The sequence below is a fragment of the Microbacterium phosphatis genome, from assembly GCF_049177115.1.
Taxonomy (GTDB): domain Bacteria; phylum Actinomycetota; class Actinomycetes; order Actinomycetales; family Microbacteriaceae; genus Microbacterium; species Microbacterium phosphatis.
The window spans coordinates 2,540,987-2,566,291 of record NZ_CP185370.1 but is presented as its reverse complement, the minus strand read 5'-3'; the positions used below and the strand labels follow the sequence as shown (position 1 = coordinate 2,566,291).

The following is a 25,305-nucleotide window of genomic DNA, read 5'->3' as shown; positions in this document are numbered from 1 at the left end:
GAGACGGCCCGGATCCTGAGGATCCGGGCCGTCTCTCGTCTGCGGGCTACTTCACCTGCGCCGAGATCGTCGACATCACCATCGTGTCGGCGAGGGTCGTGGTGTCGCCGACCTCGCGGCCCTCGGCCACGTCGCGCAGCAGGCGGCGCATGATCTTGCCCGACCGGGTCTTCGGCAGCTCGCCCACGATGTAGATGTCGCGCGGGCGGGCGATGGCGCCGATCTGGTCGCTCACGTGCTGGCGCAGGGTCTGGGCGAGGCCCTCGGGCCCGTGCTCCTTGAGGTAGTTCTCCTTCAGGATCACGAACGCCACAACGGCCTGGCCGGTGGTCTCGTCCGAGGCGCCGACGACCGCGGCCTCGGCCGTCGCCTCGTGCGCCACCAGCGACGACTCGATCTCGGCCGTGGACAGGCGGTGACCCGAGACGTTCATCACGTCGTCCACGCGCCCGAGCAGCCAGATGTCGCCGTCCTCGTCGAGGCGGGCGCCGTCGCCGGCGAAGTAGTACCCCTGATCACGGAACTTGTCCCAGTAGGTCTCCTTATAGCGCTCCGGGTCGCCCCAGATGCCGCGCAGCATGCTCGGCCACGGCTCGGTGATGACGAGCAGGCCGCCGGCGTCGTTGCCGACCGGGGAGCCGGCGTCGTCCACGACGTCGATCGAGATGCCGGGCAGCGCGACCTGCGCGGAGCCGGGCTTGGTCTCGGTGATGCCGGGCAGGGCCGAGACCATGATCGCGCCGGTCTCGGTCTGCCACCAGGTGTCGACGATCGGGGTCGTGCCGGCCCCGATGACCTCGCGGTACCAGATCCAGGCCTCGGGGTTGATGGGCTCGCCCACCGAGCCGAGCACGCGCAGCGACGACAGGTCGCGGGCCTGGGGGATCTGTCGGCCCTGCTTCATGAACGAGCGGATGGCCGTGGGCGCGGTGTAGAAGATCGTCACGCCGTACTTCTCGATGACGTCCCACCAGCGGCCGGGCTCCGGGTGCTCGGGCGTGCCCTCGTAGAGCACCTGGGTGGCGCCGTTGGCGAGGGGCCCGTAGACGACGTACGAGTGGCCCGTGATCCATCCGATGTCGGCGGTGCACCAGTAGACGTCGGTCTCGGGGTGCAGGTCGAAGACGTTGCGGTGCGTGTACGCGGCCTGCGTCAGGTAGCCGCCGGAGGTGTGCAGGATGCCCTTCGGCTTCCCGGTCGTGCCGGAGGTGTAGAGGATGAACAGCGGGCTCTCGGCGCCGAAGGCGCGCGCCTCGTGCTCGGCGGAGGCCTGCGGCACGACGTCGTGGTACCAGACGTCGCGGTCGGCGTCCCAGTCGACCTCGTTCTCGCCGCGCCGCACAACGAGCACGTGCTCGACTGTGGCCTGCTCGCCCTGGCCGCCCCGATCGGCGAGCGCCTGGTCGACGGCGGTCTTCAGCGGGGAGACCTTGCCCTTGCGCCAGCCGCCGTCGGCGGTGATGACGAGCTTGGCCCCGGCGTCGTCGATGCGCGAGCGCAGGCTGTCGGCGCTGAAGCCGCCGAAGATCACCGAGTGGATCGCACCGACGCGGGCGACGGCGAGCATCGACGCGACGGCCTCGGGGATCATCGGCAGGTACAGGGCGACGCGGTCTCCCTCGCCCACACCGAGGTCGGTCAGCACGTTGGCGAGGCGCTTGACCTCGTCGGTGAGCTCGGCGTACGTGATGCGGCGCGAGTCGCCCGGCTCGCCCTCCCACAGCAGCGCGACGCGGTCGCCGTTGCCCGCCTCGACGTGGCGGTCGAGGCAGTTGTAGGCGACGTTCAGCTCGCCGTCGGCGAACCACTTCGCGAAGGGCGGGTTCGACCAGTCGAGCACCTCGGTGAAGGGCGTGTGCCAGTGCAGCAGCTCGCGCGACTGCTCGGCCCAGAACCCCTCGCGGTCGGCCTCGGCCTTCTCGTAGAGCTCGGGGCGCGCGATCGCGGCCGCGGCGAACTCGGGCGACGGCGCGAACCGCCGCGTCTCGTCGAGCAGGTGGTCGATGGTGTTCTCGGCGCTCATGGCGTCCTGCGCTCCTTTGCGACTGACTTCTGCGCGGATCCTTCCGCAGGTCGAACCTATGCCGCCGTCTCCGGCCCGAAGTACCGCCGAAAGTGGGTGCCGCTCGTCCACAGCGGGCGTTTCGCGGTCGGGCGATCCCGGATCCCGGATCCGTCGGCGGCGGGCGAGGGCGGCTCCCTAGCGTCGGGGCATGGCTCCTGCGTTCGTCGTCCAACCCCGGTTTCCGCGGGGCGCCGATCCCGCCGTGCCCGGTGCCCGGCGCGATCCGGACACCTCCGCGGGCGATGCCCCGGCGACCCCGCTCACGGCGCTGGCGCCCTACCTCGCGGACGAGGCGGTGACCGACGTCTTCGTCAACGGGCGCACGGGCCTGTTCGTCGATCGCGGCGACGGCCCGCGCCCGGATCCCTCGTGGCGCGCGTCCGAACGGGAGGTGCGGGAGCTCGCCACGGCGCTGATCGCCCAGGGCGGGCGGCACATCGACGACGCGACACCCTGCGTCGACGTGCGCCTGGCCGGCGGGATCCGGGTGCACGCCGTGCTGCCGCCGGTCGCCACCACGGGCACGGCGCTGTCGATCCGGATCCCGCGCCTCAGGGGAGCCGACCTGGACGCGCTCTGCCGGGGCGGGTCGTTCGGCGACGACGCCCGCCGCTGGCTCGTGCGGATCGTGCAGCAGCGCGAGAACCTGCTGATCAGCGGGGCCGCGGGCACGGGCAAGACGACGCTGCTCGGCGCCCTGCTCGCGCACGCCCCGGTGCACGAGCGCATCGTCACGATCGAGGACGTCGCCGAGCTGCGCATCGCCCACCCGCACCACGTGTCGCTCGAGGCGCGGCAGGCCAACCTCGAGGGCGCCGGCGCGATCGACCTGGCGCGTCTGGTGCGCGAATCGCTGCGTATGCGGCCGGACCGGATCGTGGTGGGCGAGTGCCGCGGCGAGGAGGTGCGCGAGCTGCTCTCGGCTCTCAACACCGGACACGACGGGGGAGCGGGCACGCTCCACGCCAGCGGCCTGCCCGAGGTGCCCGCCCGCATGGAGGCGCTCGGTGCGCTCGCCGGCATGGACGACCACGCCATCGCCCGGCAGGTGTGCAGCGCGATCGGCTACGTGCTGCACCTCGAGCGGCGCCCCGACGGCTCGCGGCGCCTTGCGCACGTGGGCCGCTTCATGGAGGACGGCGGCCGCCTCGGGATCGCCGAGGTCGCGCCGTGGCGCACGGATGGCGTCGAGGTGGCCGCGTGAGGCGGGGGCGCGTGGCCCCGACCGATCCCGCGGCCGTCGCGGAGCGGGTGCTGAGGCTCGCGGTGCTGCTGCAGGCCGGAGCGACCCCGGAGGCCGCGTGGCGGCACCTGGCGAACGCCGGCGACGCCGACGCCGAGCGCATCGTCCGCCGCGCCGCCGCCGGATCCTCCCTCACCGAGGCGATCGAGGCGCAGGCGTCTGCGCCGCGCGGCGAGCCCTGGCGCGACGTCGCCGCCGCGTGGGACATCGCGGCGGCGGTCGGTGCCCCGCTGGCCGACTGCCTGCGCTCCATCGCCGCGGCGCTGCGTGATGCCTGCGAGGCGCAGGACGACGTCCGGATCGCACTGGCCGAGCCCGCCGGCACCGCGCGGCTGATGACCTGGCTGCCGCTGGCGGGGCTGCTGCTCGGGTTCGCGCTCGGCTTCGACGTGCTGGGCGTGCTCTTCACGAACCCGATCGGCCTCGCCTGCCTCGTCGCGGGCGTCGCGCTGCTGCTGGTAGCCCGGGCATGGACGCGCCGGCTCGTCCGGGGGTCGCAGCCGCCCCCGGGGATCCCGGGCATGCACGCCGAGCTCACAGCGATCGCCCTCAGCGGCGGCGCCTCGATCGAGCGCGCCGCGCGCCTCGTCGCCGAGGCGCCGGGAGCACCGCGCGCGGGTGGCGCCGAGACCGCCGAGGTGCTGGCCCTCTCGCGCGACGCGGGTGTGCCGGGCGTCGAGCTGCTGCGCGCCACGGCGGCGCACGAGCGCCAGCGCGCCCGCACCGACGGCCGGCTGCGGGCAGCGAAGCTCGGCGCGCGCCTGCTCATCCCGCTCGGGGTCTGCACGCTGCCGGCCTTCCTCTGCCTCGGCGTCGCCCCCATGCTGCTCGGCGTGCTCACCGCCACCCCGCTTCCGGAGCTGCCCGGGTGACGTCACCCGGGCGATCCGGAGACCCGGCCCGACGGGCCACCAACACCATCACCATCACCACTACCACCACAAGAAAGAAGGAGTCATGTCGCTCTTCCCCTCGCACACGTCCCCCGCCCCCGGTCTCGGCGAGCTGCTCGCCGACGAGACCGGCGCCTCCACCGCCGAGTACGCGATCGTCACCATGGCGGCCGTGGCCTTCGCGGGTGTCCTCGTCGTCATCATGCGCTCGGGCGAGGTCAAGGGGATCCTCACGGATCTCGTGCGCCGCGCGCTGTCGGTCGCGTGACCCGCCTCGGCGGGGAGCGGGACACGGGCGAGCGCGGCTCGGTCGCCGCCGAGCTCGCCGTCGCGCTTCCCGCCGTGCTGGTCGTGGTGGCCCTCGGGATCGGGGCGCTGTTCGCCGCCTCGACGCAGGTGCGACTGCAGGACGTCGCCGCCGACGGCGCGCGGCTCGTCGCGCGCGGTGAGCCCGAGGGCCGGGCCGCGGCGGTCGTGGCGCAGGTCACAGGTGCGAGCGCCGCCGTCTCGTGGAGCGGCGAGCTCGTCTGCGTCACGGCCTCGGCCGCGCCGCGCGTCGCGGGCATCGCCATCCCCCTGCGTGCCGTCAGCTGCGCGCTCGGCGGCGGGCTGTGACGTGGCGGGGTCTGCGCTCGCGGCCGGCATCGCCGGCACCGCGACGGTGCTGATGATCGGGCTGGCGGCGGTTGGCGGGGCCGCGGCCGAGAGCCAGCGGGTGGCGGGCATCGCCGACGCCGCCGCGCTCGCCGCCGCCGACGCGGCCAGCGGCGCCCTCCCCGGCGACCCCTGCGAGCGTGCGGCGGAGGTGGCCGGCGCGCAGCGGGCGTCGGTCGCCTCGTGCGTCCTGGACGGCCTCGTCGCGACCGTCACCGTGTCCACCGCGTATGCCGCGCTGCCCGTCCACGCCACGGCGCGCGCCGGACCGCCGCCGCTCCCGGGCGCACCGCCCGGATGATCCGATGTCGAAGGAGGCGAGCGGACACACGGGACTCGGTATGTATTGTGTGCAACGACGAAAGGACACCCGTTGTCAACTGGCAAGAAGCTCGTCATCGTCGAGTCTCCGACGAAGATGAGGTCGATTCAGGGCTACCTCGGCGATGGTTACGAGGTGCTCAGCTCGGTCGGTCACATCCGCGACCTGGCCGACAAGCGCGACATCCCCGAGAAGGATCGCGCCGCGTACGGCAAGTACTCGATCGACATCGACAACGGCTTCGACCCCTATTACGTGGTGTCCGACCGCAAGACGAAGACGGTCTCCGAGCTGAAGCGGGCGGTGAAGAGCGCCTCCGAGGTCCTGCTCGCCACCGATGAAGACCGCGAGGGCGAGGCCATCGCGTGGCATCTGCTCGAGACGCTGAAGCCGAAGGTCCCGGTCAAGCGCATGGTCTTCCACGAGATCACGCAGGACGCGATCCGCGCCGCCGTCGAGAAGACCCGCGACCTGGATCTCGCCCTCGTCGACGCGCAGGAGACCCGCCGCATCCTCGACCGCCTGTACGGCTGGGACGTCTCGCCCGTGCTGTGGCGCAAGGTCGGCAGCGGCGCCGGCGGCCAGGCGCTGAGCGCCGGTCGCGTGCAGTCGGCCGCCACCCGCCTCATCGTCGAGCGCGAGCGCGAGCGCATGGCGTTCGTCGCCGCCGACTACTGGGGCATCTCGGCCACCGCCGCCCGCGACGAGCAGGGCTTCTCGGTGCGCCTCGTGCGCCTCGACGGCGCACCTCTCGCCACCGGCCGCGACTTCGACGACCGCGGTCAGCTCAAGCGTGCCGTGATCGTCCTCGACGAGAACGCCGCCCGCCGCCTGAGCTTCGCGATCGAGGCCGCCGGCGAGGCGAACGTCACCAAGGTCGAGGCCAAGCCCGGCAAGCGCCGCCCGTACGCGCCGTTCACCACGTCGACGCTCCAGCAGGAGGCCGGCCGCAAGCTCGGCCTGTCGGCCAAGAACGCCATGTCGGTCGCGCAGAGCCTGTACGAGCGCGGCTACATCACCTACATGCGAACCGACTCGACCAACCTCAGCGCGCAGGCCGTCAAGGCCGCCCGCGAGCAGGCCGTGTCGCTGTACGGCGAGCGCGCCGTGCCGCTCAAGCCGCGTGTGTACGCGTCCAAGAGCAAGAACGCGCAGGAGGCGCACGAGGCGATCCGTCCCTCGGGCGAGGTCTTCCGCACCCCCAAGCAGGTCGCGGGCGAGCTGGGCCGCGACGAGCAGCGCCTCTACGACCTGATCTGGAAGCGCACCGTCGCCAGCCAGATGTCGGACGCCGAGTTCGAGACCACCACCGTCACGCTCGAGGCGCAGGCCGACGGCAAGACCGCCGAGTTCACCGCCTCGGGCACGGTCTACACGTTCAAGGGCTTCCTGGAGGCGTACGAGGAGGGCCGCGACGAGCGCCGGCGCGACGCCGACGAGGACGACAACCAGTCGCTGCCCCAGGTCTCCGCCGGCGACCGCGTCGCGCTCTCAGACGCCGAGGCCAAGGGCCACTCGACGACCCCGCCGCCGCGTTTCACCGAGGCGAGCCTCGTCAAGGCGCTCGAGGAGAAGGGCATCGGCCGCCCCTCGACCTTCGCCAGCATCATCGGCGTCGTCCTCGACCGCGGCTATGCGTCCAAGCGGGGCCAGGCCCTCGTGCCGTCGTGGCTCGCGTTCAGCGTGGTCCGCCTGCTGGAGGAGCACTTCGCCACGCTGGTCGACTACGACTTCACGGCAGAGCTCGAGGACGACCTCGACGCCATCGCCCGCGGCGAGCAGAAGCGCGTCGAGTGGCTGCGCTCGTTCTACTTCGGATCCGGTGAGCACCCGGGCCTGCGCGGCATCGTCGACAACCTCGGCGAGATCGACGCGCGCGCCCTGAACGCGACGCCGCTGACCGACACCGCCACGCTTCGCTTCGGCAAGTACGGCCCCTACATCGACGTGATCGACCCGGCCGACCCCGAGGGCAAGTCGCGCATCGTCAACGTCCCCGAGGAGCTGGCGCCCGACGAGCTCACCCCCGAGAAGGTGCAGGAGCTCATCGAGGCCCCCGTCGCCGGCGATCGGGTGCTCGGCGAGAACCCCGAGAACGGCAAGCTGATCGTCGTCAAGGACGGCCGCTTCGGTCCCTACGTGCAGGAGCAGGATCCGCTCGACCCGGATGCCGCCGACGCCGCGACGGGCGAGGTCGAGGAGGCGCCGAAGAAGCGCGGCGCCAAGAAGGCCGCCGCCCCCAAGCCGCGCACCGCCTCGCTGTTCAAGTCGATGTCCGTCGACGACATCGACCTCGACACCGCCCTGCAGCTGCTGTCGCTGCCGCGCATCGTCGGCACCGATCCCGCGACGGGCGAGGAGATCACCGCTCAGAACGGCCGCTTCGGGCCGTACCTCAAGAAGGGCACCGACTCGCGGTCGCTCGAGAGCGAGAGCCAGATCTTCGACGTCACGCTCCAGAAGGCGCTCGAGCTCTACGCGCAGCCGAAGTACGGCGCCCGCCGGGCCTCGTCCGCGCTGAAGGAGTTCGAGGCGGACCCGGTCAGCGGCAAGCCGATCCGGATCCGCGACGGTCGCTTCGGCGCCTATGTCACCGACGGCGACACGAACGTCACGATCCCGCGCGGCACCACCGTCGAGGAGATCACGTTCGAGCGCGCGGTCGAGATGCTCGCCGAGAAGCGCGCCAAGGGCCCGGCCCCCAAGCGCGGTCGCGCCGCGGCGAAGAAGCCCGCGGCGGCGAAGAAGCCCGCCGCCGCGAAGACCACCACGGCGAAGAAGTCGACGGCCGCCAAGAAGGCCCCGACGAAGGCCGTGTCCGCCGCGCGCTCGGAGGCCGCCAAGAAGGCCGCGGCCACCCGCGCCGCCAACCGCGCGAAGAAGGCGGCGGAAGAGCAGTGAGCGCGACCACCGGCCTCTGGATCACGTTCGAGGGCGGTGACGGCTCGGGCAAGACCACGCAGGCGCGCCTGCTGCAGGAGTGGGTCGAGGCATCGGGCCGCACCGTCGTGCGCACCCGCGAGCCGGGCGGCACCGAGGTGGGCGACCTGATCCGCGACATCGTGCTGCACCACCGCGGCGACATCGCGCCGCGCGCCGAGGCGCTGCTGTACGCCGCCGATCGCGCCCACCACGTCGCCACGCACGTGCGCCCCGCGCTCGAGCGGGGGGAGGTCGTGATCCAGGATCGCTACCTCGACTCGTCCGTCGCCTACCAGGGCGCGGGCCGGGTGCTCGACGCCGCCGAGATCCGCGACCTCTCGCTCTGGGCCGCCGACGGCGCGCTCCCGGACGTCACGGTGCTGCTCGACCTCGACCCGGCCGCCGCGCGCGCCCGGCTCGACGCCGCCGACAAGCCGTTCGACCGTCTCGAGGCCGAGAAGGCCGACTTCCACACGCGGGTGCGCGAGGGGTTCCTCGCGCTCGCGGCCGCCGAGCCGGGGCGCTTCCTCGTCCTCGACGCCGCGCAGCCGGTCGACGCGCTGGCGGCCGCGATCCGATCCCGCATCACGCCGCTCCTCTGAGGATCGTGTCGGAACCCCCGGCTAGGCTGGGGCCCATGACGCCCGCCGCCACTGCAGAGCTTCCGTGGGGCGACGTCTGGGGGCAGGATGACGCGGTCGAGACGCTGCGCGCCGCCGCGTCCGATCCGGCCTCGCTCTCCCACGCGTACCTGATCACGGGCCCCCCGGGCTCGGGCCGGGCGCCGCTCGCGCGGGCCTTCGCGGCCGCGCTGATCGCCGAGGGCGCCGACGACGTCAACACCATGCGCCAGGTGCTCGCCGGCACCCACTCCGACCTCACCGCGCTGCGCACCGAGGGCTCGATCATCTCGATCAAAGAGGCCCGGGCGATGGCGACCCGCTCGTACCTGTCGCCGTCCGCCGGGCGCTACCGCGTGATGGTCATGGAGGACGCCGACCGCATGACCGAGCGCACGTCCAACGTGCTGCTGAAGGCGCTGGAGGAGCCGCCCGAGCGCACCGTGTGGATCCTGTGCGCACCGAGCGACGCCGACCTCCTGCCCACGATCCGCTCGCGCGTGCGGGTGCTGCGCCTGCAGGAGCCCGAGGTGGCCCAGGTCGCCGAACTCATCACCGCCCGCACGGGCGTCGACCCCGTTGTCGCCGAGCAGGCGGCGCGGCACGCGCAGCGCCACATCGGCATGGCCCAGCGCCTGGCGACCGACGAGGCCTCCCGCGTGCGGCGCGACGAGACCCTGCGCGGGGTGCTGCGGGTGCGCGGCATCTCCGACGTGGTCGAGGTGGCCGGGCAGATCGTCCAGGCCGCCACCGACGACGCCAAGGCCCTCACCGCCGAGCGCGACGAGGCCGAGCGCTCGTCGCTGCTGCGCACGGTCGGCATCGCCGACGGCGCGCGGATCCCGCCCGCCGTGCGCAGTCAGCTGAGCGCGCTCGAGGACGACCAGAAGCGCCGGGCCACCCGCAGCCTCCGCGACGGCCTCGATCGCGTGCTCACCGACCTCCAGTCCCTGTTCCGCGACGTGGTCATGCTGCAGTTCCGCCCCGACGCCGACCTCATCAACCGCGAGCTCGCCGAGGATCTGCATGAGCTGGCGGCACGCTGGACCCCCGAGCGCACGCTGGTGGTGCTCGACCACATCGCCGAGACCCGCGACGCGCTCGAGCAGAACGTGCAGCCCACGCTCGCTCTCGAATCGCTGCTTGTGACGTTCCTCTCCGGAAAGAAGCCATGATCCGCAGATCCCTCCGCCGCACGTCCGCCGCGCTCGCGATCCTCCTCGCGGGCGCTCTGGCGCTGTCCGGCTGCCTGTACTCGCAGATCCCGCCGAAGGGGGTCGGGGGCGCGTGCGTGTCGACCCCGGCCTCGACCGAGGGCGTCGACGAGGGGCTTGTCGAGTTCTACGACCAGAAGGTCGAGTGGGAGGACTGCGGCAGCGGCATGGAGTCGGCGACCGTCACGGCGCCCCTCGACTGGGCCGACCCGTCCGCCGGCGAGATCGAGCTGGCCGTCGTGCGGCAGCCCGCGACCGGCGACGCCTCGAAGGGGTCGCTGCTGATCAACCCGGGCGGGCCCGGCGGCAGCGGCTACGACTTCGTCGCGACATCCGTCGACTTCGCCGTCAGCGAGACCCTGCAGGAGAACTACGACATCGTCGGGTTCGACCCCCGCGGCGTCGGCCGCTCGACGGCCGTGACGTGCCTCGACGGCGACGAGATGATGCAGTACCTCTACGCGCTGCCCACGCACCCGCGCGGCACCCCCGAGTGGGAGGCCGAGGGCACCGCCGACAACCAGCGGTTCGCGGACGCGTGCGAGGCCAACAGCGGCGGCATCCTGCCCTACATCACGACCGACCAGTCGGCCCACGACATGGATCTGCTCCGCGCGGTGCTGGGAGACGACCAGCTCACCTACCTCGGCTACTCGTACGGCACCTTCCTCGGCGCCACCTACGCCAAGCTCTTCCCCGAGAACGCCGGGCGCCTGGTGCTCGACGGCGCGATCGACCCCTCCGTCTCGGGCACCGAGGTGGGAACCACGCAGGGCGTCGGCTTCGAGGCCGCGCTGCGCACCTACATGCAGGCCTGCCTGGACGGCGACGCCGACAGCGGCGGCGGATGCCCGTTCTCGGGCACCGTCGATCAGGCCATGGGCGACCTCGGCGCCCTCCTCGCCTCCGTCGACCGCACGCCGCTGCCGAACACGGCCGACGGGCGCCAGCTCGGCGCCGACTCGCTGCTGACGGCCATCATCGCCGCGCTGTACGCGCCCGAGAACTGGCCGTATCTGACCGATGCCTTCAGCCAGGCGCTGCAGGGCGACCCCGCGACGGCGTTTATGCTCGCCGACTTCTACAACGGCATCGAGAACGGCGAGTTCACCGACAACTCCGCCGAGGCGTTCCAGGCCTACAACTGCATGGACTACCCGGCTGACGAGTCGCAGGAGGCGCAGGATGCCGCCGACGCGCTGCTGCGCGAGAAGGCGCCGACCATCGCCGCGTACTGGGATGGCCCGGGCGTCTGCGAGGTCTGGCCGCACGAGCCGACCGGCGTGCGCGAGAAGATCGCCGCCGAGGGCGCGGCGCCCATCGTGGTCATCGGCACCACCGGCGACCCCGCGACCCCCTACGAGTGGGCGGTGTCGCTGGCCGACCAGCTCTCCAGCGGAGTCCTCATGACGTTCGAGGGGGAGGGGCACACGGCGTACAACGGCCAGAGCTCCTGCATCGACGAGGCCGTCGACGCGTTCTTCGTCGACGGCACGGTCCCCGAGGACGGGCTGACCTGCACGCCGTGACGCACCCGGCGGTCGGAGCGGTTGGGACCATCGCCCGGCATCCGGTATGATCGTTCTTCGTGCCACGCGAGTGGCGCGAGTTGCCGCCTTAGCTCAGTTGGTAGAGCGATTCACTCGTAATGAATAGGTCGTCGGTTCGAATCCGACAGGTGGCTCGAAGGCCCCGGACTCCACTCCGGGGCCTTTTGCTTTGCCGTCACGCAGCGCCCGCCTGGCCGGACCCCTGCGGTTGGCGGGATCCTGCCGCCGGGTGTCCGGATCGCGTCTCGCGGCCCCGTCGCGGCCGCCGCACGATGGATCCATGACCGACATCCTCGCCGCCGACGCCCCCGCCACCCCGGACACCGACACCTCCGACGCGGTGGCGTACTTCGCCCGCAGGCTGCGTCACGAGACCGACCCCTCGGACGTCGCCGCCGCGCGCGCCGCCGGCGCGCCGCTCACGATCGTCGATGTGCGCAGCCGCGCCTCGTACGACCAGGGGCACGTGCCGAACGCGATCCACATACCGGGCGGCGAGCTCGCCGATCGTCATACCGAGCTCGCGGACCTGCCGAACCTCGTCGTCTACTGCTGGGGTCCCGCATGCAACGGCGCCACGCGCGCCGCGCTCGCGCTGAGCCTGCTCGGCTACCCGGTGAGGGAGATGATCGGCGGGTTCGAGTACTGGGCCCGCGAGGGCTTCGCGATCAAGACGGCCGAGGGGCGCACGCGCCGCCCGATCGACCCGCTGACCGCACCGGTGTCCTGAGTTCGGCAGAATGGGCGAGTGACCTCCGCCCCGATCCGGCCCCCCGCATGAACGCGGCGCTGCTGGTGGGGGCGATCACCGAGATCCTGATGTGGGTGGGGCTCGGCGCGGCCGTGCTGTTCGGGGCCCTCGCCCTCATCGCGCGCCTGGCCGATGGCACGTGGGCGCCGATCCGCGCCGTCGTTATGGACGAGGCCCTGCGCTGGTTCGGCGACGACGGTGTGCACACCGCGCCGCTGACCCCCGAGCTGCGGGCGGCCGCGAACGGCGACGAACTCGAGGCGTTCCACCGCGTGGGCACCGCGGGCGATGTGCGCCTGGACGAGCGATCCCCGCTGCCGCGCCTGCTCGGCGGCGTCGCGCTCGCCTGCGGCGGCGTCGGGGTGCTCGCTCTCGTGGTTCAGATCGTCACGATGGTCTCCACCGGCTGACGCAGGATCGTGCGTCGCTTCTCGGGCGCTACCCGGCGGGCGTCGCTGAGATAGATCTCGTGGTGACGCCCCGTCATCCGCAGCCCCTGCTGCGGGATGAACTCGGTGTGCATCCGCTCGAGCACGGGAGCCTCGTCGTCGAAGGCGCCGACGTGGAGGGTCTGCACGCAGCGTCCCTCCGAGAGCGTCTCGAGCCGGACGGGCCCGAGATCCAGGCCGTTGACGAGGGCCGCCGGGACCCACTCGGGGATCAGGATCATCAGGGTCCAGCTCCACTGCGTCTTGTCGCGCGCGGTCGTGAAGCTCGTGTGATCGTCGGCCCACCACAGGCCCTCCAGCGGCGGCACGACGTAGTCGCGGTCGAGCTCCCTGCGGGAGGCGAACTTCAGCGAGTACGCCAGGGGATAGAGCCGCTCGACGGCCGCGGTGAACACCCCCGTGTTCGGATCGCCGTGCCCGTCGATCATCAGATACCGCTGATCCGGGACGTCCAGGATCCGAAAGGATCCGCGCACCGCGCGGTACGAATCGAGGGTCCGCTTCAGGTCGACCTTGTCCGGCATGGGGCCATTCTCCCGCCGAAGCGGGCGGCGTACGCTCGGATCATGACCAGGGCACTGCTGATCGTCGACGTCCAGAACGACTTCACCGAGGGCGGCGCCCTCGGCGTGACCGGGGGCGACGCCGTCGCGGCCGGCATCACCCGCCACCTGACCGACCACGGCGGCGACTACGCGGTGATCATCGCCTCGCGCGACTGGCACGACGCCGACAGCGACAACGGCGGGCACATCTCGGACGCCCCCGACTTCGTCGACTCGTGGCCCGTGCACTGCGTCGCGGGCACGGAGGGAGCCGACTACGACCCGGGCCTCGACACCGCGGCCGTCACCCATCACGTGAAGAAGGGGCAGGGCAAGCCCGCGTACTCGATGTTCGAGGGCGTCACCGACGACGGATCCACCGTCGCCGAGATCCTGCGCGAGCGCGGAATCGAGACCGTCGACGTCGTCGGCATCGCCACCGACCACTGCGTGCGCGCCACCGCGCTGGACGCCCTCGAGCACGGCCAGCACGTCCGCATCCTCACCGACCTCGTGGCGGGTGTGGCCCCGGAGCCGAGCGACGCGGCCCTCGCCGAGCTCGCGCACGGCGGCGCGGAGCTCGCGACGACCGACGCCTGACGCTGCCGCCGCGCGCCCCCGAGCGCCGCGGGACCGGGCGTCAGCCGAGCGCGGCGAGCTTCCGCGCGAAGACCGCGCGCTCGCGGTCGTTGCCGGTGAGCGCCGCGGCCCTCTCGAGCTCCGCGCGCGCCTCGTCGACGCGGCCGAGGCGGATCAGCAGCTCGGCCCGCACGCCGGGCAGCTGCGCGTAGGCCGCCAGCGCCGGGGCGAGCCCGTCGACGATCCGCAGGGCGGTGGCCGGGCCCTCGGCCATCGACACCGCCACCGCACGGTTCAGCTCGACCACGGGCGACGGCGCGATGCGGCCGAGCGCCTCGTACAGCAGGGCGATGCGATCCCAGTCGGTGTCATCGACCGACGGGGCGACGTCGTGGCACTCGGCGATCGCGGCCTGCAGGGCGTACGGCCCGCGCCCGCGACCGAGGGCGTCGCAGCTCTCGAGCGCCCGCCGGCCCAGCGCGATCAGCCCGCGATCCCAGCGGGTGCGATCCTGATCCGCCAGCAGGATCGGATCCCCCGCCGCGTCGAGGCGGGCGGGGAAGCGCGCGGCGCTCAGCGCCATCAGAGCGACCAGGCCGTGCGCCTCGGGCTCCTTCGGGACGAGGCCCGCGAGCACCCGGGCGAGGCGCAGGGCCTCGCTGCTGAGGTCGGTGCGCATCCAGCGCTCGCCCGCGCTCGCCGCGTACCCCTCGTTGAAGATCAGGTAGAGCACGCTCAGCACGGCGGACAGGCGGGCGGGGTGCTCGTCGGGAGTAGGCACCTCGAACGGCACGGCCGCGGCGGCGAGCGTCTTCTTGGCGCGCACGATGCGCTGCTGCACGGTGGCGACGGGAACGAGGAAGGCCCGCGCGATCTCGTCGGTCGAGAGGCCCCCGACTACCCGCAGGGTCAGGGCGACCGACGCCTCGCGCGAGAGCACGGGATGGCAGGCGATGAAGATCAGCCGCAGCACGTCGTCCTCGATGGCCTCCGGGTCCCACGACGGCTCGATGGCCTCATCGAGGTCGCGAGCGAGCCGGCGGTAGCGGTCGTCCTGCGTCGAGGCGCGGCGCCACTGGTCGATCGCGCGGCGCTTGCCGACGGCGACGAGCCAGGCGCCGGGGTTCGCCGGCACCCCGGCGGACGGCCATGAGGCGAGCGCCTCGGCGAGGGCCTCCTGGGCGACGTCCTCCGCGAGGGCGAAGTCGCCGGTCATCCGGGTGAGCGATGCCACGATGCGCGCGGCCTCGATGCGCCACACGGCCTCGACCGCGCGCCGCGCGGAGGCGGAGGCGGCCGAGGCGGTGGAGGTGGACGGGGCGGGCACGGGCTGTCCGGTTTCGCTGCTCGCGGGCCGGATCAGTCGCTGTTCTTGGCCGAGAGCTCCTCGCGCCAGCCCTCTTCCTTCTGGATCCACTCGTTGTCGGCCGGGAAGTCCTCGGCCCCGGTCACCCGACGGATCTCGAGCTTGTTGCCGGGGGTGAGCGGCGCGCGCTTGGCCCACTCGGCGGCCTCCTCGATGGTCGGCACCTCCAGCACCCAGAAGCCGTTGAACAGCTCCTTCGTCTCGCCGTAGGGGCCGTCGGTGACCACGGGCGCCGCCTGGGTGAAGTCGACCACCAGGCCCGGCTCGGGAGCCAGGCCGTCGCCGCCGACCATCACACCGGCCTTCAGCATCGACTCGTTGTACGCGCCCATCTTGGCGATGACCTCCTCGAAGGGGATCTCGTTGTAGGCGGCGACCGCCTCGTCCGTGGCGCGCATGATCAGCATGAACTTGGGCATCTCGTTCTCCTTCGTCTGAGGGCCTCGGAACGACCCTGTCACCTGCACGTCGGATGGGCGAGACGCAGATCGACACCGGCCGGGAACTTTTTTCCAAAGGTGCCCGGCGCGGCGTCGATTTGGCGCGGTGCGTCAGTTGAGGGCGGGCGTGTCCGTGGGGATGACGCCGTCGGCGTACAGGTCGGTGGCGAGGTCGCGCAGCGCCCGGAGAGCCACGCGCTGGGGGAGCGGGCCGTACGAGATGCGGGCGATGCCGAGCGCCTCGTACTCGGCGGCCGTCAGCGCGCCGGGCAGGCCGATCACGCTGACCTTGCGCTCGCCGATGCCCTCGACGAGCGCCTGGGTGAGGTCGCGGTCGAGCGGCGTGGGCACGAACACCAGCGAGGCACCGGCCTCGAGGAACGCGCGGCCGCGGGCGATCGCGTCCTGCAGGCGCTCCTCGACCGGCCCGGTGCCGCGGACGAAGGCGTCCGTGCGCGCGTTCAGCTGGAAGGCGACGCCCTCGGCCTCGGCGGCCTTCACGATCGCCTCGACGCGAGAGACGGCCTCCGAGAGCGGCACCAGGCGATCCTCGACGTTGGCGCCGACCACGCCGACGCCGATCGCGTGGCGCACGGTCTCGGCCGGATCGCCATAGCCGTTGTCGAGATCCGCGCTGACGGGCAGATCGGTCGCGGCGACGATCTCGGCGACGGCCGCGATCATCCGATCGAGCGGGATCTCGCCGTCGGCGAAGCCGTGGCTCGCGGCGATCGCGTGGCCGGCGGTGGCGAGAGCCTTCGTGCCCGGCAGGTCGCTGACGACCTTCGCGCTGATGGCGTCCCAGACGTTGACGACGCGGAGGATCTCCGGCGCCTCGTGCAGCGCCTTGAGGGTGAGGGCGCGGTCCTGTGTGGTGGTCATGATCCGACGCTATCGGCGCGGCGAGGGGTGGGGACAGCTTCGGGCGACTTCCGCCGCTTCCTGTTCAGTGGTCGCCGTCGTCCTCGAGGAGCATCCCCACGGACGTGGCGCAGGTGTCGCCCCGCCAGGCCTCGATGCCCTCCCGGACGGCGAACGCCGCGATCGCCAGTCCGGCCACGGCATCGGCCCACCACCAGCCGAGCGTGCTGTTGAGCACAAGGCCCAGCAGCACGGCCACCGACAGGTAGGCGCAGATCAGCGTCTGACGGGAGTCGGCCACCGCCGTCGCCGAACCCAGGGCGAGCCCCGCACGCCGCTCGGCGAACGACAGGAACGGCATCACGACCGCGCTCACGGCGGCCAGGGCGATGCCCACCGTGCTGTGCTCGGCGGCGTGCCCGCCGATCAGGGAGGACACCGAGGCGACGCCGACATAGGCGGCCAGTGCGAAGAACGCCAGCGCGATGACGCGGAGCGTGGGCTTCTCCCATCGATCCGGCTCACGACGGGTGAACTGCCATGCCACCGCCGCCGCGGAGAGCACCTCGATGGTCGAGTCGAGACCGAAGCCGATCAGGGCGCTGGAGGACGCCGCGGCGCCGGCCGAGATCGCGATGACCGCCTCGATCACGTTGTAGCCGATCGTGGCCCCCACGATGATCCGGATCCGGCGCTGCAGGACGTGGCGGCGCGCGTCGGTGAGCGCCATCAGCAGCTGCACCCCTCGCCGCCGCAGCAGTCGGGCTCGACGTAGAGCACCACGCGGAGCAGCTCGTCCAGCGCGGGGGCGAGGTGAGCATCGGCGAGGCGGTACCAGACGCGGCGCCCCTCGGGCATGGCCTCGACGAGGCCGCATCCGCGCAGGCACGCGAGGTGGTTCGACATCGCCTGGCGCGAGACGCCGAGCGCGTCGGCGAGGTCGGACGGGTAGGCCGGGGCCTCACGCAGGGCGAGGAGCACACCCGTCCGCACCGGGTCGGAGAGGGCGTGCCCGAGACGGGAGAGCGCCGCGGTATGCGTCGCGGAGGCGAGGGCGGAGGGCATGGCTCGATAGTACAGAAAAGGCTGAACTATTCGTGCCGCCCGGGCGTCGGGTGACGCGTGATGGGTCCCGGATACGGGAGCGGGCCCAGGACTCGTGGTCGCTGGGCCCGCGCTGCGCTGGTGGGCCCAGTGGGGCTCGAACCCACGACCCGCGGATTAAAAGTCCGATGCTCTGCCAACTGAGCTATAGGCCCGCGTCCACTTTACGTGGCCCCGGCACTCCGCCCGCGCACGGGAACACGGGCATAGCCTTGAAGGATGACCGACGACTTCCACAAGCCCGTGAAGCGCCCGTCGGAGACCTTCGACCGTCTCTTCGAGGCACCGGATCCGGCGGAGATCTCGCGGGCGGCGCATTCGACCGCCTCCGTGCTGCTCTCCCGTGTGCGCGAGGAGCAGGATCCGGAGACGGTCGACCGCCTCATCGCCTTCACCCGCCAGCACGGCATCGACGACATCGCGGAGCTGTGGTCGCGCTCGCCGGCCGCGACATTGCCCGGATCGCTGTGGCGGCTCTACCTGCTGCAGGTCGCCATCCACGACGACCCCGCCACCGCGGCCCTGCTCTACGACCGCGGCCGCGTCGAGCTGCACTCCGCCGACGCCGTCGTCGCCGGCGCGCCCGTCCCCGCGAGCCCGACCGAGCTCGTCGCCCTGATCGACGCGATCCTGCGTGGTGCGTTCCAGGGCGACTTCGCCGTGGCCCTCGACCGCGCGGCCGCGTTCTGCCGCGTGCAGGCGTCGGGAGCCACCCACCTCGCGGACGACTACGAGGCCACCGAACCCGAGCGGTCCAGTGAGCTCACCCGGCGGGCGCTGCGGCTGGCGACCTACGCCACCGACCTCACGGTGTCCGCGCGGCTCTGGCGCCGCGATTCCCTCACCTGAGCCACCGCCGGGAATACCCGCGCCGCGCTCTTGTTAAACTGATTCAGTCGGGCCGCAGCAAACCCCGGGCTCCAATATTCGCCGCTCCGAGCGGCCTTGCGCCGAGAGGCGTTTTCTGCGGTCCGGCTTTTCACGTTCAGGCACTGCGTGGGGATTCCGCAGGCTAGGCCCGAGGCCATGCGGTCGGCCGGATCGCCCCGCTTCGCCGCGGGTTGCCGGCGGGCCTCGGCCCGATGCTGCTCGGGCGGTCGCTGATCAACAGCTTCTGGGCGGTCTGGCTGCCGGCGGGCGCGAGCGCGTTCAACGTGCTGCTGGTGCGCCGCTTCTTCGACACCCTCCCGCGCGAGGTGTTCGAGGCCGCCCGCATGGACGGCGCGGGCCCGTACCGGATCTTCGCCCTCATCGTGCTGCCGATGTCGAAGCCGATCCTCGGCGTCGTCTCGGTGTTCGCGATCATCGCGAGCTGGAAGGACTTCCTCTGGCCGCTGCTGGTGCTGAAGGAGCCGTCCATCCAGCCGCTGTCGGTGCGCCTGCCGGCGATCGCCGGATCGACCGAGCTCGGCGTCTTCCTCGCCGCGCTCGCCATCGCGACGCTGATCCCCGTGCTGCTGTTCCTGCTGTTCCAGCGCACGTTCCTCGCGAGCGCCGGGCTGGGCGGCGCGGTCAAGGGCTGACGGGTCGGGCGAGGTTCTAGGCTCGGGACATGACCTGGCGCTTCGCCCTCCTCGTCGCCCCGGCGGCGGCCGATGACCTCCGCGACGGCTACGACGACACCCTCGCGGTGATCGACCCGGACGCGCCCGCGCTGAGCGTGGGCGAGCTGAGCACGCAGCGCGGCGACGGCATCTTCGAGACGATCGGCGTGGTCGACGGCCACCCGCAGGAGGTGCAGGCGCACCTCGAGCGCCTCGCGCATTCGGCCCGCCTCTGCGACCTGCCGGCGCCGAACCTCCCGCAGTGGCGCGCGGCGGTCGACCGCGCCGCCGCCGAGTGCCCGCCGGGTGAGAGCGCCATCAAGCTCATCCTGAGCCGCGGCGTCGAGCGCGCGGCGACCGGTCTCGAGGGGCCGACCGCGTGGGTGACCGCCTCGCCCGTGCCCGACCACTCGCGCGCGCGCGTGGAGGGCATCAAGGTCGCCACCCTCGACCGGGGGCTCGACAGCCGCGCCGCGACCCGCGCCCCGTGGCTGCTGCTGGGCGCGAAGACCCTGTCCTACGCCGTGAACATGGCGGCCCTGCGCGAGGCGCACCGGCGCGGCGCCGATGACGCGATCTTCCTCACCACCGACGGCTACGTGCTCGAGGCGCCGACGGCGTCGGTGATCCTGCGCCGCGGCGACCGGTTCATCACGCCCGAGCCGACCGGCGGGATCCTGCAGGGCACAACCCAGCTCAGCGTCTTCGACTGGCTCGAGGAGAACGGCCACTCCACCGACTACGAGCACGTCCCCGCCGGCTCGCTCGCCGACGCCGATGCGATGTGGCTCGTCTCGAGCGTGCGTCTCGCCGTGCCGGTCACGCATCTCGACGGCGCGGCCCTCGGGGTCGATCGCGAGCTCACCGCCGCGATGAACGCCTACCTGCTCAGCCCACGCGACTGACCCGGCCGCCCTCCAGGGCGACGGCGAGGCCGGGCACCTCGAGCCCGAGCGCCCGGGCCGGGGCGACCGCCGTGAGCTCGGCGATCAGCGCCGGATCCGCCCCGCGCGCGAGCAGGCGCTCGACCGCGTCCGAGACCGACGAGGTCGATCCGGCGATGGCGCCGTCCGCGGCGCGGGCGACGCCGTCGCGCACGGTCACCGCCGAGCCCGCCAGCGTGTAGTCGCCGTCGCCGAGGCCCGCCGCCGCCATCGCGTCGGAGACGAGCATCGCGCGTCCGGCGCAGTCGCGCAGCGCGAGATCCAGCACGCGGTCGTCGAGGTGATCGCCGTCGCCGATCAGCTCCACCGCGAGACGCGGGTCGCCCAGCGCGACGCCGACCGTCCCGGGGGCGCGGTGGTGCAGGGGCGGCATGCCGTTGAAGAGGTGCGTGACGATCGAGGCGCCGAGATCGACGGCGCGCGAGACGACGTCCGCGGGCGCCTCGGTGTGCCCGATCGCGACGCGCACACCCGCCTCGACCAGCCGCGGCACGACCTCGAGCGCCCCGGGCAGCTCGGGGGCGAGCGTGATCATCCGCACGCCTCCGTCGCCGGCCTCCAGCAGCGCGTCGATCTCGGCGGGCGCGGGCGACCGCAGCAGATCCGGGTTGTGCGCCCCGCGACGCCCCGCGCTGAGGAAGGGCCCCTCGAGGTGCAGCCCGGCGAGCGTCCCCGCGTGCACCAGCGGCGCCAGTTCGCGCAGCCGCGCGACGAGGTCGGCCGGCGACCCGGTCGCGAGGGAGGCGACGAGCGTCGTCGACCCGCGCCCGGCGTGCCAGGCGATGGCCTCGGCCGGATCCGCGCCCACGGTGGCGAAGTCCACCCCGCGCGCGCCATGCACGTGGCCGTCCACGAACCCGGGGAGGATCGCGTCGACAGTGCGGTCGGCGTCGGCGGGAGCGCCGTCCCCGCGCTCGACCACCCGTCCGCCGGCCAGGCGCACCCAGCCGGGCCCGTCCGATCCGGAACCGTCGATCACGCGAGCCGCGGCGATGAGCGTCATGCCCTCATCCTCCCGCAGAAACGGCGGACGGCCCCGCCCGAGGGCGAGGCCGTCCGTCTGGGGCGCCGGCTGACCGGCGCCAGGGATCACCCGAAGCGGCCCGAGACGTAGTCCTCGGTCGCCTGCACCGAGGGCGTTGTGAAGATCGTCGAGGTGTCGGCGTACTCGATGAGCCGGCCGGGCTTGCCGGTGCCGGCGATGTTGAAGAACGCCGTCCGGTCGCTGACGCGCGAGGCCTGCTGCATGTTGTGCGTCACGATCACGACCGTGTAGTCGTTCTTGAGCTCGTTGATGAGCTCCTCGATCGCGAAGGTCGAGATGGGGTCGAGGGCCGAGCAGGGCTCGTCCATCAGGATCACCTGGGGCGAGACGGCGATCGTGCGCGCGATGCACAGGCGCTGCTGCTGGCCGCCCGACAGGCCGGAACCCGGGCGGTCGAGGCGGTCCTTGACCTCGTTCCAGAGGTTCGCGCCGCGCAGCGACTTCTCGACGAGGTCGTCCGCGTCGCCCTTCGAGATCCGCTTGTTGTTCAGCGTCACGCCGGCCAGCACGTTCTCGCGGATCGACATCGTAGGGAACGGGTTCGGCCGCTGGAACACCATGCCGATCTGGCGGCGCACCATCACGGGGTCGACGCCCTGGCCGTAGAGGTCCTCGCCGTCGAGCAGGACCTCGCCCTGGACGCGCGCGCCGGGGATGACCTCGTGCATGCGGTTGAGCGTGCGCAGGAACGTGGACTTGCCGCAGCCCGACGGCCCGATGAAGGCCGTGACGGTGCGGGGCTGGATGTCGATTGACACCCCCTCCACGGCGAGGAAGTCGCCGTAGAAGACGTTGAGGTCGTTGACTTCGATGCTCTTGGACATCAGATTCTCTTTCGCAGGTCAGTCGAAAAGGTCAGCGGCCGGTCATCTTCGGCGCGAAGATCTTGGCGATCAGTCGCGCGCCGAGGTTGAGCACCATGACGATGAGGATGAGGGTGAGGGCCGCCGCCCATGCGCGGTCGAGGTAGGCCTGGACGTCGACGCCCGGCTGGTCGTAGCTGAAGAATGCGAACACCGGCAGGGTCATCATCGGGTCGTCGAACAGGTTCACGTTCAGGTTCGGGGTGATGCCGGCGGTGAGCACCAGCGGCGCGGTCTCGCCGATGACGCGCGAGATGGCGAGCATCACCGTGGTGGTGATGCCGGCGATCGCCGTGGGCAGCACGACCTTGAGGATGGTCAGCCAGCGCGGCACGCCGAGGGCGTAGGCCGCCTCGCGCAGCTCGTTCGGGACGATCCGCAGCATCTCCTCGGTGCCGCGCACCACGACCGGGATCATCAGCACGGTGAGGGCCAGCGCGCCCATGAAGCCGAACGAGATGCCCGGCTTGATGAAGAGCGAGAAGACGGCGTAGATGAACAGGCCCGCCACGATCGAGGGGATGCCGGTCATGACGTCGACGAGGAACGTGATCGTCTTCGCGACCTTCCCGCGGCCGTACTCGACGAGGTAGATCGCGGTCATGATGCCGATCGGCACCGAGATGACCGTCGCGGTCAGCGTGATGAGGACCGTGCCCCAGATGGCGTGCACGGCGCCGCCGCCCGCGCCGACGATGTTGCGCATCGAGAAGCTGAAGAACTCGCCGTCCATGCGCGCGAAGCCCTCGACGACCACGGTGTACAGCACCGAGACCAGGGGGACCAGCGCGAGGACGAACGCGCCCGCGACGAGCGCCGTCATCAGGCGGTCGGTGGCGTGGCGGCGGCTCTCGGCGATGCTCGAGACGACGGTGATCGCGACGAGGTAGATCACCATGCCGAGCACCAGCGTGCCGGCGATGTTGAACTGCGCGGGGTCGCCCGTGGTGTTCACGAGGGCGAAGACGACGCCCGAGATGAACATGGCGAACGCGAGCAGGATCCACGGCATGCCCTGGGGCAGGCGGCCCGAGGTGAGCGTCGAGAGGCGCGGGGCGGCGGCGGGGGCGGACATCAGTTGGCTCCGGAGAACTCGGCCCGGCGTGCCACGATCCAGCGCGCGAGGAAGTTGACGGCGAACGTCACGATGAACAGGATCAGACCGGCCGCCACGAGGGTGGCGGTGCCGTCGCCGTGGGCCTCGGGGAAGCGCAGCGCGATGGTGGCGGGGATGGTCGACGGGTTCACGGTGCTGAGCAGCTGGAAGGTCACCAGCGACGACGGCGCGAGCACCATCGCCACGGCCATGGTCTCGCCGAGGGCGCGGCCGAGACCGAGCATGGCGGCCGACACGATGCCGCTGCGCGCGAAGGGCAGCACGGCCATGCGGATCATCTCCCAGCGCGTGGCGCCGAGGGCCAGGGCGGCCTCCTCGTGCAGCTTCGGCGTCTGCAGGAAGATCTCGCGGCAGATGGCCGTCATGATCGGCAGGATCATCACCGCGAGCACCAGGCCGGCGGTCAGGATGGTCTTGCCCGAGCCGGACGTGGCGGTGCCGTCGTCGACCGCGAACAGCGGGATCCATCCGAGGTTCTCGTTCAGCCACCGGTAGAACGGCACCAGCACCGGCGCGAAGGTGAGGGCGCCCCACAGGCCGAACACGACCGACGGCACCGCGGCCAGCAGGTCGATGACGTAGCCGATCACGCCGGCGAGCTTGCGCGGGGCGTAGTGCGAGATGAACAGGGCGATGCCGAGGGCGATCGGCGTCGCGATGACCAGCGCGATCGCGGCGGCCCAGACCGTGCCGAACACGATCGGCCCCACCCAGGTCCAGAACGACTCGCCCTTGAGGATGTTGTTGTCGCTGGTGTCGGCCTGGAAGGCCGGCAGCGACTGGATGACGAGGAACAGCGCGACGGCCGCCAGCGTCACCAGGATGACGAGTCCCGATCCGAGCGCGGTGCCCGAGAAGATGCGGTCGCCGAGCCGCTTCACGGCCTTCGGCGGCGTGCCGGGCTCAGCCGGCGGGGCCTCCGGCTCGGTCATGGTCGTGGTCATGGGAGATCCCACTCCTCAGGGTGCTCGGGTCGTTCGGGTCGGGCGAGGGGCCGGCTGAGCCGGAACGGGCCGGCGCCCTCGCGCTCCTCGAGGACGAGGATCCCACAGGGGAGCGCGAGGGCACCGGGTGCCGATACGAGATCAGGCGGTGCGGATCACTCCGTGACGATCGCGTCGATCGCGGCGGAGACCTTCTCGATCAGACCGGCCGAGAGGGGAGCGGCGCCCGCGGCGTCGGCGGCCACCTGCTGGCCCTCCTCGGAGGTCACGTACTGGAAGTAGCCCTTGACGAGCGAGGCGACCTCCGGGTCGTCGTACTCGACGCAGCCGATGAGGTACGACACCAGGGCGATCGGGTAGGAGCCGGCCGGCGCGGCGGACGGGTCGACGTCGAACGCGAGGTCGTGGTCGGCGCGACCCTCCTCGAGGGGCGAGGCCTCGACGAGCGCGGCGGCGGCCTCGGCCGAGTACGGGACGAACTCGTCGCCGTTCTGGACCGCGACGGCGCCGAGCTCGGAGGTGCGCGACGCGTCGGCGAAGCCGATGTAGCCGTCGCCGGCCGAGATCGCGTCGACGACACCCGAGGTGCCGTCCGCGCCCTCGCCCGACTGCAGCGGCCACTCGTCGGAGGGCTCGTGCGTCCAGACCGAGGGCGCCGTGGCGGCGAGGTACTTCTGGAAGGTCTCCTGCGTGCCGGAGGCGTCCGCGCGGTGGACGGGCGTGATGATCGTCTCGGGCAGGTCGGCGTCCTCGTTGAGGGCGGCGATGGCCGGGTCGTTCCACTTCGTGATCTCGCCGGCGAAGATCTTGGCGATCGTGTCGGCGTCGAGGTTGAGCGTCTTGATGTCGCCGAGGTTGAACGCGATGGCGATCGGCGAGATGTAGTTCGGGACCTCGACGATGTCGTCGCTCGCGCAGGCGCCGAAGCCGCCCGCGGCGATCTCGTCCTGCGTGAAGGCGCGGTCCGAGCCGATGAAGTTCGACGCGGCGGCCTTGAGGTTGTCGCGGCCGACGCCCGAGCCCGTGGCCTCGTAGAGCACGTTGGCGTCTGCGTTCTCGGTCTGGAATGCGGCGACCCATGCCTCCTGGGCCGAGCCCTGCGCCGACGAGCCCGTGGCCTCGATCGTGCCCGCGAGGGTGGTGGTGCCCTCGGGGGCGGTGGTGTCGTCGCCCGCGGGGGCGGCGGTCTCGTTCGCCGCGCAGCCCGCGAGGCTGAGCGCGGCGACAGCGCCGAGCGCGGCGATGGTGGTGAGACGGGTGATCTTCACTG

At 72.3% G+C, this 25,305-nt stretch carries 26 protein-coding genes, 2 tRNA genes and 1 pseudogene; 16 read left to right on the top strand and 13 right to left on the bottom strand.

Annotated elements, in window-relative coordinates:
- Positions 1-46 precede the first annotated feature (46 nt).
- On the bottom strand, positions 47-2,023 hold the full coding sequence (acs, locus tag ACOKGD_RS12220; RefSeq protein ID WP_342337689.1) for an acetate--CoA ligase: 1,977 nt from the start codon (positions 2,021-2,023) through the stop codon (positions 47-49).
- A 190-nt stretch (positions 2,024-2,213) separates the two neighbouring features.
- Between acs and ACOKGD_RS12215 the strand changes: the two genes are divergently transcribed.
- The 12 genes from ACOKGD_RS12215 (at position 2,214) to ACOKGD_RS12160 (ending at position 12,644) form a co-directional block, all read left to right on the top strand.
- The gene (locus ACOKGD_RS12215; RefSeq protein WP_342337690.1) at positions 2,214-3,269 is read left to right on the top strand and encodes a TadA family conjugal transfer-associated ATPase; all 1,056 of its coding nucleotides are present in this window, start codon (positions 2,214-2,216) and stop codon (positions 3,267-3,269) included.
- Positions 3,270-3,280: 11 nt separating this feature from the next.
- The gene (locus tag ACOKGD_RS12210; RefSeq protein ID WP_342337691.1) at positions 3,281-4,180 is read left to right on the top strand and encodes a type II secretion system F family protein; all 900 of its coding nucleotides are present in this window, start codon (positions 3,281-3,283) and stop codon (positions 4,178-4,180) included.
- Between the two features lie 85 nt (positions 4,181-4,265).
- A complete protein-coding gene (locus ACOKGD_RS12205; protein ID WP_342337692.1) occupies positions 4,266-4,469 on the top strand; it encodes a DUF4244 domain-containing protein in 204 nt (67 codons plus the stop codon).
- A complete protein-coding gene (locus ACOKGD_RS12200) occupies positions 4,466-4,816 on the top strand; it encodes a TadE family type IV pilus minor pilin (protein ID WP_342337693.1) in 351 nt (116 codons plus the stop codon). The genes ACOKGD_RS12205 and ACOKGD_RS12200 overlap by 4 nt, the downstream gene beginning before the upstream one ends.
- Before the next feature lies 1 nt (position 4,817).
- Positions 4,818-5,156, top strand: coding sequence for an Rv3654c family TadE-like protein (locus ACOKGD_RS12195; protein WP_342337694.1), 339 nt, complete (start codon positions 4,818-4,820; stop codon positions 5,154-5,156).
- Positions 5,157-5,228: 72 nt separating this feature from the next.
- A complete protein-coding gene (gene topA, locus ACOKGD_RS12190) occupies positions 5,229-8,078 on the top strand; it encodes a type I DNA topoisomerase (RefSeq protein WP_342337695.1) in 2,850 nt (949 codons plus the stop codon).
- Entirely contained in the window at positions 8,075-8,701 is a 627-nt protein-coding gene (gene tmk / locus ACOKGD_RS12185; protein ID WP_342337696.1) for a dTMP kinase, read from the top strand. The genes topA and tmk overlap by 4 nt, the downstream gene beginning before the upstream one ends.
- A gap of 35 nt (positions 8,702-8,736) precedes the next feature.
- Entirely contained in the window at positions 8,737-9,894 is a 1,158-nt protein-coding gene (locus ACOKGD_RS12180) for a DNA polymerase III subunit delta' (protein WP_342337697.1), read from the top strand.
- Positions 9,891-11,462: an alpha/beta hydrolase gene (locus ACOKGD_RS12175; protein WP_342337698.1), complete on the top strand. Its 1,572-nt coding sequence runs from the start codon at positions 9,891-9,893 to the stop codon at positions 11,460-11,462. The genes ACOKGD_RS12180 and ACOKGD_RS12175 overlap by 4 nt, the downstream gene beginning before the upstream one ends.
- Before the next feature lie 82 nt (positions 11,463-11,544).
- A tRNA-Thr gene (locus ACOKGD_RS12170) sits at positions 11,545-11,617 on the top strand.
- A gap of 146 nt (positions 11,618-11,763) precedes the next feature.
- A complete protein-coding gene (locus ACOKGD_RS12165; RefSeq protein WP_342337699.1) occupies positions 11,764-12,213 on the top strand; it encodes a rhodanese-like domain-containing protein in 450 nt (149 codons plus the stop codon).
- A 47-nt stretch (positions 12,214-12,260) separates the two neighbouring features.
- Entirely contained in the window at positions 12,261-12,644 is a 384-nt protein-coding gene (locus ACOKGD_RS12160; RefSeq protein WP_342337700.1) for a hypothetical protein, read from the top strand.
- On the opposite strand, the gene ACOKGD_RS12155 is transcribed toward ACOKGD_RS12160, so the two are convergent.
- Positions 12,614-13,207 (bottom strand): GyrI-like domain-containing protein, encoded by a 594-nt coding sequence (locus ACOKGD_RS12155; RefSeq protein WP_342337701.1) that lies wholly within the window; start codon positions 13,205-13,207, stop codon positions 12,614-12,616. The genes ACOKGD_RS12160 and ACOKGD_RS12155 overlap by 31 nt on opposite strands.
- A gap of 42 nt (positions 13,208-13,249) precedes the next feature.
- Here ACOKGD_RS12155 and ACOKGD_RS12150 point away from each other — a divergent pair, with 42 nt between their 5' ends.
- Positions 13,250-13,828: an isochorismatase family protein gene (locus tag ACOKGD_RS12150; RefSeq protein WP_342337702.1), complete on the top strand. Its 579-nt coding sequence runs from the start codon at positions 13,250-13,252 to the stop codon at positions 13,826-13,828.
- A gap of 40 nt (positions 13,829-13,868) precedes the next feature.
- Here ACOKGD_RS12150 and ACOKGD_RS12145 read toward each other — a convergent pair whose 3' ends face one another.
- The 6 genes from ACOKGD_RS12145 to ACOKGD_RS12120 form a co-directional block, all read right to left on the bottom strand.
- Complete coding sequence (locus tag ACOKGD_RS12145) at positions 13,869-15,134, bottom strand: RNA polymerase sigma factor (protein WP_342337703.1); 1,266 nt, start codon at positions 15,132-15,134, stop codon at positions 13,869-13,871.
- A 32-nt stretch (positions 15,135-15,166) separates the two neighbouring features.
- Positions 15,167-15,592, bottom strand: coding sequence for a YciI family protein (locus ACOKGD_RS12140; protein ID WP_342337704.1), 426 nt, complete (start codon positions 15,590-15,592; stop codon positions 15,167-15,169).
- Between the two features lie 132 nt (positions 15,593-15,724).
- Complete coding sequence (locus ACOKGD_RS12135; protein ID WP_342337705.1) at positions 15,725-16,495, bottom strand: isocitrate lyase/PEP mutase family protein; 771 nt, start codon at positions 16,493-16,495, stop codon at positions 15,725-15,727.
- A gap of 64 nt (positions 16,496-16,559) precedes the next feature.
- The gene (locus tag ACOKGD_RS12130; RefSeq protein ID WP_342337793.1) at positions 16,560-17,204 is read right to left on the bottom strand and encodes a cation transporter; all 645 of its coding nucleotides are present in this window, start codon (positions 17,202-17,204) and stop codon (positions 16,560-16,562) included.
- Positions 17,204-17,539: an ArsR/SmtB family transcription factor gene (locus ACOKGD_RS12125; protein WP_342337706.1), complete on the bottom strand. Its 336-nt coding sequence runs from the start codon at positions 17,537-17,539 to the stop codon at positions 17,204-17,206. Before ACOKGD_RS12125 ends, ACOKGD_RS12130 begins: the two co-directional genes overlap by 1 nt.
- 118 nt (positions 17,540-17,657) lie before the next feature.
- A tRNA-Lys gene (locus ACOKGD_RS12120) sits at positions 17,658-17,733 on the bottom strand.
- A gap of 64 nt (positions 17,734-17,797) precedes the next feature.
- Here ACOKGD_RS12120 and ACOKGD_RS12115 point away from each other — a divergent pair.
- The 3 genes and pseudogenes from ACOKGD_RS12115 (at position 17,798) to ACOKGD_RS12105 (ending at position 20,027) form a co-directional block, all read left to right on the top strand.
- Positions 17,798-18,427, top strand: a complete 630-nt coding sequence (locus ACOKGD_RS12115; protein WP_342337707.1) for a DNA-directed RNA polymerase subunit beta — start codon at positions 17,798-17,800, stop codon at positions 18,425-18,427.
- Positions 18,428-18,651: 224 nt separating this feature from the next.
- Positions 18,652-19,101, top strand: a pseudogene (locus ACOKGD_RS12110) (carbohydrate ABC transporter permease); the annotation flags it as partial.
- A gap of 29 nt (positions 19,102-19,130) precedes the next feature.
- Entirely contained in the window at positions 19,131-20,027 is an 897-nt protein-coding gene (locus ACOKGD_RS12105) for an aminodeoxychorismate lyase (protein ID WP_342337708.1), read from the top strand.
- On the opposite strand, the gene ACOKGD_RS12100 is transcribed toward ACOKGD_RS12105, so the two are convergent.
- The 5 genes from ACOKGD_RS12100 to ACOKGD_RS12080 all read right to left on the bottom strand — a co-directional run bounded on the left by ACOKGD_RS12100 (position 20,011) and on the right by ACOKGD_RS12080 (position 25,303).
- Positions 20,011-21,069, bottom strand: a complete 1,059-nt coding sequence (locus ACOKGD_RS12100; RefSeq protein ID WP_342337709.1) for an N-acetylglucosamine-6-phosphate deacetylase — start codon at positions 21,067-21,069, stop codon at positions 20,011-20,013. The two genes, ACOKGD_RS12105 and ACOKGD_RS12100, sit on opposite strands and share 17 nt — an antisense overlap.
- An 86-nt stretch (positions 21,070-21,155) precedes the next feature.
- Positions 21,156-21,935 (bottom strand): phosphate ABC transporter ATP-binding protein PstB, encoded by a 780-nt coding sequence (pstB, locus tag ACOKGD_RS12095; RefSeq protein ID WP_342337710.1) that lies wholly within the window; start codon positions 21,933-21,935, stop codon positions 21,156-21,158.
- Between the two features lie 31 nt (positions 21,936-21,966).
- Positions 21,967-23,049: a phosphate ABC transporter permease PstA gene (gene pstA, locus ACOKGD_RS12090; RefSeq protein WP_342337711.1), complete on the bottom strand. Its 1,083-nt coding sequence runs from the start codon at positions 23,047-23,049 to the stop codon at positions 21,967-21,969.
- Positions 23,049-24,035 (bottom strand): phosphate ABC transporter permease subunit PstC, encoded by a 987-nt coding sequence (pstC, locus tag ACOKGD_RS12085; RefSeq protein ID WP_342337712.1) that lies wholly within the window; start codon positions 24,033-24,035, stop codon positions 23,049-23,051. The genes pstA and pstC overlap by 1 nt, the downstream gene beginning before the upstream one ends.
- A 155-nt stretch (positions 24,036-24,190) precedes the next feature.
- Positions 24,191-25,303 carry a phosphate ABC transporter substrate-binding protein PstS gene (locus ACOKGD_RS12080; RefSeq protein ID WP_342337713.1) on the bottom strand — a complete coding sequence of 371 codons (1,113 nt, stop codon included), beginning with the start codon at positions 25,301-25,303 and terminating at the stop codon, positions 24,191-24,193.
- Positions 25,304-25,305 lie beyond the last annotated feature (2 nt).

Bases quoted from the DNA above. Each gene is read 5' to 3' on its own strand.
- acs (WP_342337689.1), bottom strand. From the start codon at position 2,023: ATGAGCGCCGAGAACACCATCGACCACCTGCTCGACGAGACGCGGCGG.
- ACOKGD_RS12215 (WP_342337690.1), top strand. From the start codon at position 2,214: ATGGCTCCTGCGTTCGTCGTCCAACCCCGGTTTCCGCGGGGCGCCGAT.
- ACOKGD_RS12205 (WP_342337692.1), top strand. From the start codon at position 4,266: ATGTCGCTCTTCCCCTCGCACACGTCCCCCGCCCCCGGTCTCGGCGAG.
- ACOKGD_RS12180 (WP_342337697.1), top strand. From the start codon at position 8,737: ATGACGCCCGCCGCCACTGCAGAGCTTCCGTGGGGCGACGTCTGGGGG.
- ACOKGD_RS12175 (WP_342337698.1), top strand. From the start codon at position 9,891: ATGATCCGCAGATCCCTCCGCCGCACGTCCGCCGCGCTCGCGATCCTC.
- ACOKGD_RS12165 (WP_342337699.1), top strand. From the start codon at position 11,764: ATGACCGACATCCTCGCCGCCGACGCCCCCGCCACCCCGGACACCGAC.
- ACOKGD_RS12160 (WP_342337700.1), top strand. From the start codon at position 12,261: ATGAACGCGGCGCTGCTGGTGGGGGCGATCACCGAGATCCTGATGTGG.
- ACOKGD_RS12155 (WP_342337701.1), bottom strand. From the start codon at position 13,207: ATGCCGGACAAGGTCGACCTGAAGCGGACCCTCGATTCGTACCGCGCG.
- ACOKGD_RS12150 (WP_342337702.1), top strand. From the start codon at position 13,250: ATGACCAGGGCACTGCTGATCGTCGACGTCCAGAACGACTTCACCGAG.
- ACOKGD_RS12140 (WP_342337704.1), bottom strand. From the start codon at position 15,592: ATGCCCAAGTTCATGCTGATCATGCGCGCCACGGACGAGGCGGTCGCC.
- ACOKGD_RS12135 (WP_342337705.1), bottom strand. From the start codon at position 16,495: ATGACCACCACACAGGACCGCGCCCTCACCCTCAAGGCGCTGCACGAG.
- ACOKGD_RS12130 (WP_342337793.1), bottom strand. From the start codon at position 17,204: ATGGCGCTCACCGACGCGCGCCGCCACGTCCTGCAGCGCCGGATCCGG.
- ACOKGD_RS12125 (WP_342337706.1), bottom strand. From the start codon at position 17,539: ATGCCCTCCGCCCTCGCCTCCGCGACGCATACCGCGGCGCTCTCCCGT.
- ACOKGD_RS12115 (WP_342337707.1), top strand. From the start codon at position 17,798: ATGACCGACGACTTCCACAAGCCCGTGAAGCGCCCGTCGGAGACCTTC.
- ACOKGD_RS12105 (WP_342337708.1), top strand. From the start codon at position 19,131: ATGACCTGGCGCTTCGCCCTCCTCGTCGCCCCGGCGGCGGCCGATGAC.
- ACOKGD_RS12100 (WP_342337709.1), bottom strand. From the start codon at position 21,069: ATGACGCTCATCGCCGCGGCTCGCGTGATCGACGGTTCCGGATCGGAC.
- pstB (WP_342337710.1), bottom strand. From the start codon at position 21,935: ATGTCCAAGAGCATCGAAGTCAACGACCTCAACGTCTTCTACGGCGAC.
- pstA (WP_342337711.1), bottom strand. From the start codon at position 23,049: ATGTCCGCCCCCGCCGCCGCCCCGCGCCTCTCGACGCTCACCTCGGGC.
- pstC (WP_342337712.1), bottom strand. From the start codon at position 24,035: ATGACCACGACCATGACCGAGCCGGAGGCCCCGCCGGCTGAGCCCGGC.